This is a genomic window from Citricoccus parietis, from assembly GCF_042433045.1.
GTDB lineage: Bacteria > Actinomycetota > Actinomycetes > Actinomycetales > Micrococcaceae > Citricoccus > Citricoccus parietis.
This window is the reverse complement of the sequence record NZ_JBHLWH010000019.1, coordinates 60,131-74,191: the sequence shown is the minus strand read 5'-3', so window position 1 is coordinate 74,191 and position 14,061 is coordinate 60,131. Positions and strand designations below refer to the sequence as shown.

Here is a 14,061-nt window from a genome sequence, read left to right as displayed (position 1 = left end):
TGGGACAGGGGCTCAGATCCGGCCGGTGGCCTTGAGGTAGGGCTCGCCCAGCTGCTGGATGGGGGTGTGTGCGGTCTCCCGGGAGCTGAAGCAGGCCGCGGCGGCGATGAGGGCCACCACGCAGCCGAAGATCGCGACGGGGACCCAGCCGAAGGTGCCGGCGCCGAGCAGCATGCCGCCGATCATCGGGCCGAAGCCGGCCAGGACCAGGCCCAGCTGGTTACCCATGGCCATGCCGGTGTAGCGGACCGGGGCGGCGAACAGCTCGCCGAAGAAGGAGGTCCACACGCCGTTGAAACCGGAGTACAGCACGGTCATGAACAGCATCGAGGCGGCCAGGACCAGCCAGATGTTGCCGGTGCCCAGGGCCAGGAAGTACAGGAAGATGGCCACGGCGCAGCCAAGCATGGAGGTGATCAGCAGGGGACGGCGTCCGATCCGGTCGGAGAGCTTGCCGGCGAAGGGCATGACCGCCATGGACAGGCCCACCGCCACCGCGTTGACGGTCAGGATGTCCGTGCGCTCGAACCCGCCCTGGTCCACGGCGTAGGACAGGCCGAACACGGTGAAGATCGTCTGCATCACGGAGAACGCGGACATCAGCATCACGCGGAACACGTCCCCGCCCTGGTACTTCAGCACCTCGCCGGCGGGCAGCTTCTTCACCGCACCGGCCTCGGCCACCTCCTCCTCGAAGACGGGGGTCTCGTCCAGCTTGGTCCGCACCCAGAAGGCGATGGCCAGCACGAACACGGAGAGCAGGAACGGGATCCGCCAGCCCCAGCTCAGCAGGGCCTCCTCCGGCAGGGCCGCGATGGGGATGAACACGATCGTGGAGAGGACCATGCCCGCGGCGTAGCCCATCATCACGAAGGAGGTGAAGAAGCCGCGGCGGCCCTCCGGGGAGTGCTCGATCGTCAGCGACGAGGCCCCCGCGGACTCGGCGCCGGCGGAGAAGCCCTGCGCCAGTCGGGCGATAACCAGCAGCACGGTGGCCCAGATGCCGATCGAATCGAACGTCGGCAGCAGGCCGATCGACAGCGAGGCCAGGCCCATGATCATCAGCGTCACCAGCAGCACGTTCTTGCGCCCCAGCCGGTCGCCGAAGTGACCCATCACCAAGCCGCCGAGCGGACGGGCAATATAAGCAACACCGAACGTGGCGAAGGAGGCGATGGCCGCGATGGCCGGGTCACCGCCCGGGAAGAACAGCTGCGGGAACACCAGGGCGGCGGCGGTGCCGTAGATGAAGAAGTCGTAGTACTCCATGGTGGAGCCCAGGAAGGAGGCCAGGGCCGCCTTCTTCGGGGTGCCCTGGTGCTCCAGCACGACGTCGTCCCGGTCGCCTGCGCCGGTCCGCGCGGCGTGCGCTCCGGTCCCGGTGGGCGAGGGTGTGGCGGTGGTGCTCATGAGTGGTCCTCGGTGGTGTGGGAAGTGGTGTGGGTGTCGGTGGTGCTGACGGGGAGGTCGGCGGGGAGGTCGAGGTCCACGTAGGCCAGGTCCCGCACGTTCGGCAGGGAGAAGGGCTTGATGGCCTCGTGGGCAGGATGGGTGTTGTAGACGGTGAGGGCGTCACGGTCCTCGAAGTCGGCGATGATGACGTGGTCCCAGGACTTGTCCGTCTTCAAAACGTCGGGTCCGTGCTGGAGGGCCAGCAGTCCCGGGATGTTGACCTGGAGCTTCTCCAGGCCGGTGATCCACTGGGCGCGGATGTCCTCGGTGAAGGAGTCCTTCCAGCGGAACATCACGATGTGCCGGATCATGCGGAGACCTCCTCGAGGTCCCGGGAACCGGACCTGGCAGCGCCCGGTGCGCGGCCGTCGTCGTGCCCGGTGTATTCGGCCGGCTGGCCCGCCAGGCGGCGGCCGGCCAGGTAGGCCATGGTCATGAGCGGGCCGAGGGTGGCGCCGGCGCCGGGGTAGCCGGCGGCGTAGGGGCTCTCGGTGGTGTTGCCCGCGGCGAACAGGCCGGCGATCGGTGCACCGTCGACGTCGAGCACCTGGCCGTTGCCGTCCGTGGCCACGCCGCCGCAGGTCCCGAAGGCCCCGTTGACCACCTCGAGCGCGTAGTAGGGGCCGTACTGCAGCGGGCCGAGGGAGGGGTTCGGCCACTGGTTCTCGGCATCGCCCCAGTAGCGGTCGTACTCGGAGGTACCGCGGCCGAAGTCCGGGTCCTCCCCCACAACGGCGTGCTCGTTGAAGCGAGTCACGGTGTCCTCCAGCGCCTCGGCGGGGACGCCGATCTTCACGGCGAGCTCGCCCAGTGTGGGTGCCTCGATGAGGTAGTCCGGGGTGGGTTGGCCGGCGCGGTGGTCCATCAGTCCGTAACGCTCCAGATAGGACTGGTCGAAGACCACGTGCGCCGGGGTGTTCAAGGTCTGGTTCTGCGCCGAGTCCCAGGACTGCAGCACGCGGGCCAGATCGTTGTAGTTCTGCGCCTCGTTGGCGAAGCGCTGCCCGTGGCGGTTGACCATGATGGAGCCCGGGCCCTGGCGCTCGAAGCGCAACAGGTTCCCGACCGGCTCGCCGTCCCGGAGCGTGCCGACCACGGACATCGGCGCCCACCAGGCCTCACGGGTGCCACGGGTCATGGCGCCGATCCGCTGGGCCATCTTCAGGGCGTCGCCCGTGTTCGAGGGCGGGGAGCACATCGTGTACAGGCGGGTGGCGAGCATCGAGTCGGCCAGGGCCTTGTCCCACTCGAAGCCGCCCGCGGCCAGCATCACGCCCGTGTTGGCCTGGATCTCGGTCCCGTCCGCCAGCACGACGCCGGCCACGCGGCCCGCGGAGGTGCCCGCGCCGCCGTCGTGGGTCCCGGTGGTCAGCAACCGCTCCACCCGAGCCTCGATGGCGAACTGCACCCCGTGTTCCAGGCAGGCTTTGAGCAGCATGGCGACCAGGGCGTGACCCTTGGCCGCGAAGCCCTGCGTCTGGCGCTCGTTGAGCTCATCCCAGGGGAAGGTGGTGAAGGCACCCCAGTCCTCGTACTCCTGCATGGTGTAGGGATGGCGGCCGTCCGTGCGGACGTGCTGGGCCAGTTCCCCGAGGGCCTCGCGGGCGTTGAACAGCTCCGGCTCCACCGTGCGGCCGCCCGTGACGGCCCCGGGCAGGTCCTGGCGGTAGTCCGGGAAGTTGTCCAGGAAGATGAAGCGCACGCCGAGCTCATCCTCGGCGAAGCGGAGCATGGTGTCCCCGTGGTCGAGGGCGGCGTCCAGCAGCTCGGCGCGGCCACGGCCGCGGGCCACGGCCTCCACGTACTCGCGGCCAGCCTCCTTGGAGTCGGCGATCCCGGCCTCGCGGGCGTAGTGGTTGTCCACGACCCAGAGCATGCCGCCGGAGACGGCGGAGGTGCCGCCGAGCAGCTCGGACTTCTCCAGCACGAGAACGGACTGGCCGGCGCGGGCGGCCGTGGCGGCGGCGGTCAGGGCGGCGGCACCGGAGCCGACGACCACGACGTCGTAGGCGAAGCCGTCCGCGGAAGCCGGCCGGCCGGCGTCGGGCGTGGGGTCTGCGTTGAGCAGGCGCATGGGGGTGTTCCTTCGGTCAGGGGCCCGCAGCACCGGCTCGTTCAGGAACGTGTCACCGGTCACTGCGGAAGGTCTGAGAAGGATCGTGACACCGGCCACACCCGGGGCGAGAGGGGGTGTTCCATTGAATCGAACGTGCCCGTCCGTTCATCGGGACAGCCCCGCGTTTTCAGTCGAGTTCGGGTGGGTGTTGGGCCAAAACACCCACCCAACTCGACTCAAAGCGTGGGGTTAACGAGGACGGGGCTCACTGCGGCGCTGCATGCCTCGGGCGGTGGGCTCATAGCCGAGGCGGCGGGTGATGGCCCGGGCGGCGAACTGCAACTGCGGAATGGTCACCGCCAGGTGCTCCTCCCCACGGGGCACGATCACGGTGAGCGTCCCCACGATGCGCTGGTCCTCCACGAAGATCGGCACGGAGATCCCGCTGGACTCCTCCACGATGATCCCCGCCATGGAGACGTAGCCGTTGCGGCGAATATCGGCGAGGATCCCCCGCAGCTGGTCGGGGTCCGTGACGGTGTCCGGGGTGAGCTTCTCCAACCGCCGGCTCAGGAACCGCTCCTGCTGCTCCTCCGGCGCGTAGGCCATGAACACCAGCCCGGCCGAACAGCCGTGGACCGGCAGGCGGCCGGCGATCCGGGTGATGTTGATGGTCGCGTCATCGGCGGCGAGCCGCTCCAGGTAGAGCACGTCCGTGCCCTCCAGGACACCGAGCGAGACGTGGTTGCCGGTGTGGTTGAGCAGGTCCTCCATGGGCGGTAAGGCAGCCTCCCGCAGGGACGAGGCCCGCGACCCCCGCGAGGCCATCTCCCACATGCGATGTCCGTGGCGCAGCCGGCCGGAATCGTCCCGGACCAACAATCCCTCCACCTCGAGCTCGGCCACCAGCCGGTGCACGGTGGAGACCGGCAGCCCGACCTCCCGCGCAAGCTCCCGTAGATGCAGAGCCGGGACGTCATCCTTGAAGGCGGAGAGGATCCGCACCACGCGATGGATGACGGATTCCCCGGAGGGAGAATTGGCCAACTGGCTGCCTTTCGAGAGTGAGACGTCGATCATACCGTTCAACGGAACAACCCGGTCCGGCGCTCCATCCCAGCCCCTAGCGTGACGGCCATGAACGAGCATCCCACTCCACCATCCGGCCGCGCCGCCGGCAAGGTCGCCCTGATCTCCGGAGCCGCCCAGGGCATGGGCGCCTCCCACGCTCGCGCCCTGGCCGCGGCCGGGGCATACGTGATGATCGGTGACCTGCAGGAGGAGACCGGCACCGCCCTGGCCGAGGAGATCAACACCGACGTCGGCCGCTCGGCCGCCGCCTTCGCCCCGCTGAACGTGACGGTCCTCGAGGACTGGACAGCCGCCGTCGGGCACTGTGTCCGGGAGTTCGGGAAGCTGGACGTGCTGGTCAACAACGCGGGCATCTACACGCCCGGCAACGTGGAGGACGCCTCCGTGGAGGACTGGTCCCGGACCCTCGACATCGACCTGACCGGGACGTTCCTCGGCATGAAGGCCGCGGTGCCGGAGTTGAAGAAGCAGGACACCTCCTCGATCATCAACGTCTCCTCGATTGCCGGACTGGTCGGCTTCAAGAACCGCGCTGCCTACTCCGCCGCGAAATGGGGCGTGCAGGGGCTGACGAAGACCTCCGCGCTGGACTTCGGTGAGGACGGCATCCGGGTGAACTCTATCCACCCCGGCTCCGTGGAGACCCCGCTGACCGCCGGGCTGAAGCGGGGCCTCGGGCAGGTGCCGGCCGGTCGGGCCGCCCAGGTCGAGGAGATCAGCTCGCTGGTGCTCTACCTGGCCTCGGACGAGTCGCGGTTCGTCTCCGGCGCCTCGATCGCGATCGACGGCGGGGAGACGGCCGGGAACAACCTGCGGCAGGATTCCTGACCGAAGAGCGGTGGGCGCACCGGCACCTCCTTAGCCTCGATCGACCGACGTGGTTCGGAGTCGAGGGTTGATTCCGTAGACCCTGGGTGAGCCGGTTCTGGGCATATCAGTGTGGTCGGCCTCGCTGCCGGTGGTGTTCCACTGAAGCTCCTGAATCGTGCCGTTGATCGGCTGGTGGACTGGTTTTATACGGTCTGTGGTGGCGGGTGGAGGGCGGTGAAGAGCCGCTCGAAGGCGTGTTGCCAGGGCCAGGAATCGGGCATTCGGATCCGGAGCCGGCGGGCGCTGGAAGCGAGCCGGCCCGGAATGTTGACGAGTTTGGCCCTGATGGTGCCGGTGCGGGCTTTGGTGAAGGTTCCGGCGGCGAGGAGCCCGGCGGTGCGGGTGAGGTTGTAGGCTTTTCCCTGCGCAGACCAGCCAGGCGCTGTTGGCCCCGAAGTTTCCGGAGGGCAGGTGCGCCAGGGCGCTGTCTTTGAGATCAGCGTTGACCTGCTCGATGATCGCATGCTGGCGGTGAGTGGCGTCGGCGGCCACGGTATCCAGGACCTCTGGATCGGTGGTGGTGAAGAACGCGTGGAACCGGTGGGTGTCGAACAGGGTCAGCTGACCTTCACCCTGCTTCTGGTTCAACTCGGGGATCCGGCGCACCACCAACCGGCCAGCGACGCGTTCGGCTTTCTTACGAGAGCTGAAGGCGGTGAAGGGGATCTCGCCGACCTCAGCCTTCGAAGTCCAGGTCCCGGTGCCCTCGTCGTAGATCGCCTGTGGGTATTTGATTCCGGTCCAGGCCTTGTCGTCGATGGTGGCGATGGCCTTCTTGACGGCTTTGTCCATCCTGACCGTGACCGAGACCTCGGCTCCTGCCTTCAACGCTGTGGCCACCGTCGGGTAGCCCTAGAACGCCGAGTCGGCGCGCATCAGGACCCGACCCCGGTCCGTGGGACGCATTCGGCGCAGGGTGGCCAGAGAGTCACCAATCAGCCGGGCTGCCCCGCGTGGGGAGCCCGCCGAGCCTTGACGCAGGCGCTGGCCCAGGATCACCGGGGCCGTGCCGGCGGTGCTGGCGGTGGCCAGCAGCGCGTTGAGCCCGCGGACCCCCGAGTACCCGTAGCCCGAGCCCTGCTTCTGATAGCCGTGGACTTCGATGATTGTGTCGTCCACGTCGACAAACACCAACCCCGAACCCGAATCGGCAGCTGCCGGGTTTCCCAGTAGTAGTGGGGCCCGGTCAGCCAGTCCGGCCAGGAAGCGGGAGGCGACCGCATCGAGCTGGCGGACATGCCCGAAGGTGAAGGCGCGTAGGAACGAGCCCAGCGTCGAGGGCGCATAACATGCGTTGAAGAGCCGCTTCATCGCCCCGTGGCGCAGGATGGCCATGTCATCGATGCTGTCGGCTCCGGCGCACATCCCCGCGACCAGGGCGGCGACTTTCGCCCCGGCGTTGGCGCCTTTATCGGTCGGCACGCTCAACCGCTGCCCGGCCAGTTCATGAAGGCCCGATTCGGTGGCCAGTTTCATCAGCGGAACCAGCCCCGCGGAACCCACGAGATTCGGTTCGTCGAAGGAAACTGACAGGGCGGAACGGGTGTGGGAAACTTGCATCTGCGAGATGCCCTCTCATCGCGGTGGAACGGAACCTTAGACAAGTCCCATTCTTCCCGGTCAGACGGGCATTTCGTCTTTAATTACGGGCCCCACCCAGCGCGACGATCGGTGGATCAAGGCTTAGGCGATGAGCCCGAAGATGAACTCCTCAGCGTGCCTGATGGCCTTGGAGAAGGCCTGGTTGCGCAACGTCACCCGTTCCCGGTCCGCTCCGCCCTCCGGCTCGACGTACTGGGTCGGGCCGGGATGCAGAACCCAGATGTCGCCCTGCGGTGGCAGATAGAACACGCCGAACGAGCGGTGCTCGGAGTCATCGGCCCACATCGGCACGACGGCGACGGCCGCCCCCGTGTCCACATTGACCCACTGAGCGCGAGGCATCGGTGGCTCGGTCACCTCGGGATCCAGAAATGGGGCTGCGCCCTTACCCCACCGTTCCTCGAATCTCTCGTAGAAGGTGGGTAACAGCGAGTGGTTGTACGGTCGCCACGAACTCATTCCGGTCACCTCCATCAAGCTACCTCCGGGCCCGCACCCGCCCTTCGCCCCACCCTGTGCGGGTCCGAGGGCGGGACGGGGCCCCGGAACGATATCCGGGGCCCCGCTGTGCCGATTCTCAGGAGTTGGACTCCACCAGCTGCCTCGGCTCGCCGGCCGCCTCGACCTGGATGCGCCGTGGCTTGGCGTGCTCGGCCACGGGTATGCGCACGGTGAGAACACCGGCCTCATAGCCCGCAGTGATCGCTCCGGTATCGAGTTGCTCACCCAGGATGACCTGGCGGCTGAAGACACCGCTCGGTTGCTCCGAGGCCAGCATCTCGGCCCCTTCGGGTGCCCGCGGTGCCCGCTCGGCCCGGACGGTCAAGGCGTTGCCTTCGATCCCCAGGTCGATGGAGTTCGCCTCAACCCCGGGCAGGTCGAACGCGATGGCGAACTGGTCGCCCTCTCGCCAGGCTTCCAGTGGCATCGCGGCCGGCCTGGATCGGGTGCCCAGCACCTGCTCGGCGAGACGGTCAAGGTCGCGGAACGGATCGGTACGCATCAGCATGATGACTCACTCCCAACAGATGATCGATGTATTCAGTGGTCCCAGCCTTGAGGATCTCAACTGGCTGGTACATATTTAATAACTCACGGACACAAGGTGTGCAAGGGTGGATTCCCGGACGAGTGGAAAGGTTCCCCGAGGTGAGCAAGGACAACCACGGCGTGTACAGCATCTCGGTGACCGCCAGGATGGTGGGGATGGAGCAGCACAATCTGCGCCAGTACGAGAGCCGTGGCCTGCTGGAACCGGACCGAACCTCGGGCGGCACCCGCCTCTACAGCGACCGGGACGTCGCCGTGCTCCGGCGCATCGGCGACCTGCTGGCCGAGGGACTCAACCTGGCCGGGGTACGGCTGGTTCTGCAGCTCGAGGCACGGAACCGACAGCTGACGCATCAGGTGCGGCGCCTCCAGGACCGGGCGTAGACCGCGCGGAGCCAGGAACGGCTCCGTCCTCCAGCGTCACCCTCCGCGAGCGTGATCGGCTTTTCCGGCGACACCGCCGAGACTCCCAACATGGTCCGGTTCAGCCAGGATGCCGACCTCCTGGTCCACGAGGTCGTCAGCATGGACGACTACCGGGACCAGGACTTCACCGAGGAGTTCCTACACCACCTGGAGTCCTGCCACCGACGCCCGAGGGGATCGGGCGGATCGCCGCCGAGGCCGGCGCGGATAGACTGCCCGAATGTCCGCGCCTCCCCCTTCCCATCGCATCCCCGGCCGCACTTTGCTCGTGGGCTGCGGCGCCCTCGGCACCCGGCTCGGGGAGCGGCTGACCGCGGACGGCGGGGAGGTGTTCGCCCTGCGCCGCACCACGGCCGGGCTTCCCGCCGCCTTCACCGCCCTGCCGGTGGACCTGCAGGCGCCCGTGCGCACCGTCCTGCCGGCCGTGGACGCCATGGTCATCACCCTGCCTCCCGGCGGCCCGGTGACCGGTCCGGCGGGCGGACCGGCGGGTGGCTCGGCATCCGCCGGGCAACCCGCGCACGACGACGGCTACCTCGCCTCCCTGCGGAATCTCGCCGCCGCGTTGCCGCAGGTCCCGCCCCGCGTGGTCCTGGTCTCCTCCACCCGCGTGCTGGGCGGCCACACCCACGGCCGTCCCCTCACCGAACTCGACGCGCCTGCCCCAGTGGGCCCGCGCGCCACCACCCTGCTCGAGGGTGAGCGGCTGGCCACGGAGCTCTTCGACGCCGTCATCCTCCGCCCGGCCGGGATCTACGGGCCGGGGCGCGAGATGCTGCTGCGCAAGACCCTGGAGGGGGACCCGATCCAGTACGCCCGCCGCACCAACCGCATCCACGAGGACGACCTGGTCCGCACCCTGCACGCCCTGCTGACCTCGGCGGAGCCACCGCGCGTGCTGCACGCGGTGGACCAGGCACCGGCGCCGCTGGGCGAGGTCATCACCTACGTCGCCCACCGGCTCGGGGTCCCGCCACCGCCGACCCTCGAGCCAGCCGAGGCGTCCGGCACTGTCCTGGACGGCGCGCGGCTTCTGGATTTCCTGGGCAGCCTGGAGCACCCCACCTTCCAGTCCGGCTACGGTCAGCTCACCGACGCCCGGAACGGGGCGGGATCCCCGGAGCAGTCCTAGGGCACGTGGTGGCCGGCAGCCCGGAGCAGCCCGTACCACTCGCCCCGGGTGAGCGGGAGGTCGGAACCGGCCACGGCGTCGGCGATCCGCTGCGGGTTGGTGGTGCCGAGGATCACCTGCATGCGGGCGGGGTGGCGGGTGATCCAGGCCGTGGCGATCGCCGTCGGGGTGACACCGTACTGAGCGGCCAGCCGGTCCAGCTCCGCGTTGAGCGCCGGGTGGTCTGCGGAGCCGAAGATCACGCCACCCTGGGCACCGCGCTGGAAGGGCGACCAGGCCTGGAGCGTGATGCTGTGGAGGCGGCAGTAATCCACGATCCCCCCACCGTCCCGGGTCAACGAGTCCTCCTGGCCGGCCATGTTCGAGGCCAGCCCCTGGGCCACGATCGTCGAGTGCGTCAGGGAGAGCTGGACCTGGTTGACGAGCAGCGGCTGGCGGACGGCGGTCTTCAGCAGGTCGATCTGGCGCGGCGTGTGGTTGGAGACACCGAAGGACCGCACCTTCCCGGCGGACTCGAGCTGATCGAAGGCGCGGGCCACCTCCTCCGGTTCCACGAGGGCGTCCGGGCGGTGCAGGAGTAGCACGTCGAGGTACTCGGTGCGTAGCGCCCGCAACGACTCCTCGACGGAGGCCACGATGTGCTCGTACGAGGAGTCATAGTGCCAGTCCCGGTCCACGATCCCGGTCTTGGTCTGCAGCGTGATCTGCTCCCGCTCCGCAGTGCTGAGGTTCAGCGCCTCGGCGAAGACGCGTTCGCAGTGGTGGTAGCCGCCGGGGTGGTTGAAGCCGTAGAGGTCGGCGTGGTCAAAGAAGTCGGCGCCGGCCTCCCGTGCCGCGCTGTAGAGCTCACGGACCCGCTCTGGTGACAGGTCAGCGATCCGCATCATGCCGGCGATGATGTTGGGCACGGGTGTCTCGGTGCTACCGAGGGGCACGGTCTTCATGGGGCTCCTTGCCGGTGGTGGTCTCGGGCGGTCGGTAACAACCGACATCGCCGTCATCCCCCATGATGCCCGGTCACGGGAGATCCGTGGCAGGGCTCATTCCGGACCGAGGGCTCGGTCACAGGGGTACCGAGAGGGACTCCCAGGCCGCCTCGCTTGATGGTTCACTGGTCCGGTGACCGCGGCGGGCAACCCCTGCGGCGGACACCTCCATCCGTACTGACCGTGCAAAGGAACCTGATGACTGCTGTTGCCGCCTACATCGCCGCGAACGCCACCGACCCGATGACCCTCGGGACCGTGGAACGGCGACCCGTCGGCCCCCACGACGTGCGGATCGACATCCACTGGTCCGGCATCTGCCACTCGGACATCCACACCGTCCAGGGCGACTGGGGCCCGCAGCCCTATCCGCTGACCGTCGGGCACGAGATCGCCGGGATCGTGGCCGAGGTCGGCTCCGAGGTGACCACCCATCGGGTGGGCGATCGCGCCGGCGTCGGCTGCCTGGTGAATTCCTGCGGCGACTGCGCCAACTGCACCAACGGGGATGAGCAGTACTGCCTCAACGGCTCCGTGGGTACCTACGGCGCCACGGACCGGGACGGCACCATCACCCAGGGCGGCTACGCCACCGGGATCGTGGTGGATGCCGATTTCGTGCTCCGCATCCCGGAAGCCATCCCCTTCGAGGCCTCCGCCCCGCTGCTGTGCGCCGGGATCACCACCTACTCCCCGCTCAAGCACTGGGGCGCCGGACCGGGCACGCGGGTGGGCGTCGTCGGCTTCGGCGGGCTCGGGCACATGGCCGTGAAGATCGCCCACGCCATGGGCGCCGAGGTCACCGTGCTCTCCCAGTCGCTGCGCAAGCAGGAGGACGGCGAGCGCCTGGGCGCGGACCACTACTACGCCACGAGTGATCCGGAGACCTTCAAGACCCTGTCAAAGAGCCTGGACCTGATCATCAACACGGTCAGCGCCCCGGTGGACGTGGATGCCTTCCTGGGCCTGCTGGCCGTCAACGGCGCCCTGGTGAACGTGGGCGCCCCGGCCGAACCGATGAGCCTGAACGTCGGCTCCCTGCTGGGCGGGCGGCGCTCCTACGCCGGTTCCATGATCGGCGGGATCGCCGAGACCCAGGAGATGCTGGACTTCTGCGCCGAGCACGGCATCGCCGCCGAGGTCGAGGTCATCGGTGCCGAGCAGATCAACGAGGCCTGGGGGCGGGTCCTCGCCTCGGACGTGCGCTACCGCTTCGTGATCGACGCCTCCACGTTCACGGGTTGAAGCTCACGGGCCATGGTCCGGGTGTCCGGGCCACGGCCCGCGGCGCAGGGCTCAGGAACCGGGTTCCAGGCGCAGGATCCTATCGTCCTCCGGCCCGGGGGCCCCGCGGCCGTCGGTGTTGTTGGTCAGCACCCACAGGGAGCCGTCCGGCGCCACCGCCACGTCCCGCAGCCGGCCGTGCTCGCCGGCCCAGTGTTCGGCGGACTCGCCGAGCGCGTCCACGGGAACCTCCCGCAGCACCTCGCCCCGGAGGTTCGCGACGTACAGCGCGTCTCCGCTCACCGCGATCCCGCTGGGGCTGGCCTCGGCGGGGGCCCACTGCTGGACCGGGTCCACGAACCCCTCCTGACCGGCGATGCCCTCCACCTCGGGCCAGCCGTAGTTGGCACCGGGCTCGATCACGTTGAGCTCGTCCCACGTGTTCTGCCCGAACTCGCTCGCGTACAGGGTGCCCGCGGCATCCCAGGCGATCCCCTGCGGATTGCGGTGCCCGTAGCTGTACACCGGGGACCCCTCGAACGGGTTGTCCTGCGGCACGCCGCCCTCCGGTGTCAGGCGCAGGATCTTCCCGGCCAGGTCCCCGGTGTCCTGGGCGCTGGACGCCTGGCCCGCGTCCCCCGTGGTGGCGTAGAGCATCCCGTCCGGCCCGAAGGCGATCCGCCCGCCGTTGTGGTTGCCGGCGGCCGGGATGCCCCCGAGGACCGTCTCCGCCTCGCCGAGGGCCAGCGCCCCGGGCCCGCCCTCCAGGGGGAACCGGTCGATGCGGTTCTCCCCGCCGGCCGTGAGATAGGCGTAGAGAAAGTCCTCGTGGACGGCGAGGCCGAGCAGGCCGCCCTCGCCGCGCGGCGTCACGCCACCGACCACGCCGACCTCCCGGCTGGCCCCGGTCTCGTCCAGCTCGAGGATGCGGGCACTGTCCCGCTCGCTGACCAGCGGCACCTGGCCGTGGAAGGCCAGGGACCAGGGTGCCTCCAACCCGGAGGCCACCACGATGCCGGCCGCGTCCGGTTCCGCGGTCGGCGCACCGGAAGAACCCGCCCCCTCCGGTCCGGGCCCCGCCCGCTCCGGCGACGGAGCGGGCGTGCAGGCGGCGAGGCCGATCGCAGCGGCGGCGAGCGCTGTGGCGAACGCTGCGGCGAGGCTGACGCGTGGGCGACGGGCCGGCGTCGTGCCCGGGGTCCGCACGGTCACCGCGTCCCCTCGCGGATCTCCGCAGCCACCGGCGCAGCCTCGCCAGCCGCCAGCGAGGCCAGCAGCTGCAGCCGCTCGGCCGAGGCCGATCCCGGCTCCGCCGTGTAGACGAACAGTGCCAGCCCGGGGTCGGCGGTGATGGCCAGTTCCTCGTAGGCCAGGACGAGCTCGCCGACCTCGGGGTGATGGAAGCGCTTGGTGCCGGCGCCGTGGGTGCGCACGTCATGGGCGGCCCAGAGGCGGCGGAAGGTCTCCGACTGCGTTGACAACTCCCCCACCAGGTCCTGGAGGCGGCGGTTCTGCGGGTCACGGCCGGCCTCGGCCCGCATGATCCCCACGCACATCTCGGCCATCTGGTCCCACTCGGGGTAGAAGTCGCGGGCGGCCGGGTCCAGGAACTGGAACCGGGCCAGGTTGGGCACCCGGCCGCCGTCGCCGATCACCGGGGAGTAGAACTCCCGGCCGAGCCGGTTCACGGCGAGCAGGTCCTGGGTCTCGTTGCGCACGAAGGCCACCGCGTGGGTGATGGCCTCCAGGGTGCGCTGCAGTCCCTCGCGCGGCGTCCGCGCCGGGGAGGCGGGCCGGCGGGCCGGCCGGAAGTGGGGATGCCGTCCGCGGCTCGGGCCAGGTCGAAGAGGTGGGCGCGCTCGGTGTCCGTCAGGAGCAGGGCCCGGCACAGCGCCTCCAGCACGGAGGACGACGCCCCGGCGATCGCGCCCCGCTCCAGCTTCGTGTAGTACTCCACGCTGACTCCGGCCAGCACGGCGACCTCGCTGCGCCGCAGCCCGGGCACGCGGCGGTTGGTCCCCGCCGGCAGGCCCGCCAGCTCGGGGGTGACCTTGGCCCGGCGGGACATGAGGAACTCGCGCACTTCGGCCTGGTTGTCCATGGATTCAGCGTAACGAGGCCGGTCCGCGTGGAGGAGTCCCTGCCGGTACCCCCACCAGCGGGGCCTCGCG

12 protein-coding genes and 2 pseudogenes are annotated in these 14,061 nt (G+C 69.6%); 4 read left to right on the top strand and 10 right to left on the bottom strand.

All coding sequences use genetic code 11. The features are described 5' to 3' along the window. Positions 1 to 12: 12 nt before the first annotated feature. From ACFFIO_RS06700 to ACFFIO_RS06685, 4 genes are all read right to left on the bottom strand, one after another. Positions 13 to 1,410 carry an MFS transporter gene (locus tag ACFFIO_RS06700; protein WP_378040820.1) on the bottom strand — a complete coding sequence of 466 codons (1,398 nt, stop codon included), beginning with the start codon at positions 1,408 to 1,410 and terminating at the stop codon, positions 13 to 15. Then, positions 1,407 to 1,763, bottom strand: coding sequence for a Dabb family protein (locus ACFFIO_RS06695; protein WP_378040819.1), 357 nt, complete (start codon positions 1,761 to 1,763; stop codon positions 1,407 to 1,409). Before ACFFIO_RS06695 ends, ACFFIO_RS06700 begins: the two co-directional genes overlap by 4 nt. After that, on the bottom strand, positions 1,760 to 3,589 hold the full coding sequence (gene chcC1, locus ACFFIO_RS06690; RefSeq protein WP_378040818.1) for a 4-oxocyclohexanecarboxylate 2-dehydrogenase: 1,830 nt from the start codon (positions 3,587 to 3,589) through the stop codon (positions 1,760 to 1,762). Before chcC1 ends, ACFFIO_RS06695 begins: the two co-directional genes overlap by 4 nt. 168 nt (positions 3,590 to 3,757) lie before the next feature. Continuing rightward, positions 3,758 to 4,555, bottom strand: coding sequence for an IclR family transcriptional regulator (locus tag ACFFIO_RS06685; protein ID WP_378040817.1), 798 nt, complete (start codon positions 4,553 to 4,555; stop codon positions 3,758 to 3,760). Between the two features lie 90 nt (positions 4,556 to 4,645). Between ACFFIO_RS06685 and chcB1 the strand changes: the two genes are divergently transcribed. Further along, on the top strand, positions 4,646 to 5,428 hold the full coding sequence (gene chcB1 / locus ACFFIO_RS06680) for a trans-4-hydroxycyclohexanecarboxylate dehydrogenase (protein ID WP_378040816.1): 783 nt from the start codon (positions 4,646 to 4,648) through the stop codon (positions 5,426 to 5,428). Positions 5,429 to 5,613: 185 nt separating this feature from the next. On the opposite strand, the pseudogene ACFFIO_RS06675 reads toward chcB1, so the two are convergent. The 3 genes and pseudogenes from ACFFIO_RS06675 to ACFFIO_RS06665 all read right to left on the bottom strand — a co-directional run bounded on the left by ACFFIO_RS06675 (position 5,614) and on the right by ACFFIO_RS06665 (position 8,081). Further along, positions 5,614 to 7,030: pseudogene (locus ACFFIO_RS06675) on the bottom strand (IS1380 family transposase). Between the two features lie 123 nt (positions 7,031 to 7,153). Then, positions 7,154 to 7,531: a hypothetical protein gene (locus ACFFIO_RS06670; RefSeq protein ID WP_378040815.1), complete on the bottom strand. Its 378-nt coding sequence runs from the start codon at positions 7,529 to 7,531 to the stop codon at positions 7,154 to 7,156. 118 nt (positions 7,532 to 7,649) lie between these two features. After that, entirely contained in the window at positions 7,650 to 8,081 is a 432-nt protein-coding gene (locus tag ACFFIO_RS06665) for an Hsp20/alpha crystallin family protein (RefSeq protein WP_378040814.1), read from the bottom strand. Between the two features lie 140 nt (positions 8,082 to 8,221). Between ACFFIO_RS06665 and ACFFIO_RS06660 the strand changes: the two genes are divergently transcribed. Both ACFFIO_RS06660 and ACFFIO_RS06655 read left to right on the top strand, forming a co-directional pair. Beyond that, entirely contained in the window at positions 8,222 to 8,506 is a 285-nt protein-coding gene (locus ACFFIO_RS06660; protein WP_378040813.1) for a MerR family transcriptional regulator, read from the top strand. A gap of 262 nt (positions 8,507 to 8,768) precedes the next feature. Further along, the gene (locus ACFFIO_RS06655) at positions 8,769 to 9,680 is read left to right on the top strand and encodes an NAD-dependent epimerase/dehydratase family protein (RefSeq protein WP_378040812.1); all 912 of its coding nucleotides are present in this window, start codon (positions 8,769 to 8,771) and stop codon (positions 9,678 to 9,680) included. On the opposite strand, the gene ACFFIO_RS06650 is transcribed toward ACFFIO_RS06655, so the two are convergent. Beyond that, complete coding sequence (locus ACFFIO_RS06650) at positions 9,677 to 10,624, bottom strand: aldo/keto reductase (RefSeq protein WP_378040811.1); 948 nt, start codon at positions 10,622 to 10,624, stop codon at positions 9,677 to 9,679. The genes ACFFIO_RS06655 and ACFFIO_RS06650 overlap by 4 nt on opposite strands. 240 nt (positions 10,625 to 10,864) lie before the next feature. Between ACFFIO_RS06650 and ACFFIO_RS06645 the strand changes: the two genes are divergently transcribed. Further along, positions 10,865 to 11,911, top strand: coding sequence for an NAD(P)-dependent alcohol dehydrogenase (locus ACFFIO_RS06645; protein ID WP_378040810.1), 1,047 nt, complete (start codon positions 10,865 to 10,867; stop codon positions 11,909 to 11,911). A 51-nt stretch (positions 11,912 to 11,962) separates the two neighbouring features. Here ACFFIO_RS06645 and ACFFIO_RS06640 read toward each other — a convergent pair whose 3' ends face one another. Both ACFFIO_RS06640 and ACFFIO_RS06635 read right to left on the bottom strand, forming a co-directional pair. Next, positions 11,963 to 13,102, bottom strand: a complete 1,140-nt coding sequence (locus ACFFIO_RS06640; protein ID WP_378040809.1) for a PQQ-dependent sugar dehydrogenase — start codon at positions 13,100 to 13,102, stop codon at positions 11,963 to 11,965. Further along, positions 13,099 to 13,991 (bottom strand): annotated as a pseudogene (locus ACFFIO_RS06635) (helix-turn-helix transcriptional regulator). The gene ACFFIO_RS06640 and the pseudogene ACFFIO_RS06635 overlap by 4 nt, the downstream one beginning before the upstream one ends. Positions 13,992 to 14,061 lie beyond the last annotated feature (70 nt).

Bases quoted from the DNA above. Each gene is read 5' to 3' on its own strand.
- ACFFIO_RS06700 (WP_378040820.1), bottom strand. From the start codon at position 1,410: ATGAGCACCACCGCCACACCCTCGCCCACCGGGACCGGAGCGCACGCC.
- ACFFIO_RS06695 (WP_378040819.1), bottom strand. From the start codon at position 1,763: ATGATCCGGCACATCGTGATGTTCCGCTGGAAGGACTCCTTCACCGAG.
- chcB1 (WP_378040816.1), top strand. From the start codon at position 4,646: ATGAACGAGCATCCCACTCCACCATCCGGCCGCGCCGCCGGCAAGGTC.
- ACFFIO_RS06670 (WP_378040815.1), bottom strand. From the start codon at position 7,531: ATGAGTTCGTGGCGACCGTACAACCACTCGCTGTTACCCACCTTCTAC.
- ACFFIO_RS06665 (WP_378040814.1), bottom strand. From the start codon at position 8,081: ATGCTGATGCGTACCGATCCGTTCCGCGACCTTGACCGTCTCGCCGAG.
- ACFFIO_RS06655 (WP_378040812.1), top strand. From the start codon at position 8,769: ATGTCCGCGCCTCCCCCTTCCCATCGCATCCCCGGCCGCACTTTGCTC.
- ACFFIO_RS06650 (WP_378040811.1), bottom strand. From the start codon at position 10,624: ATGAAGACCGTGCCCCTCGGTAGCACCGAGACACCCGTGCCCAACATC.
- ACFFIO_RS06645 (WP_378040810.1), top strand. From the start codon at position 10,865: ATGACTGCTGTTGCCGCCTACATCGCCGCGAACGCCACCGACCCGATG.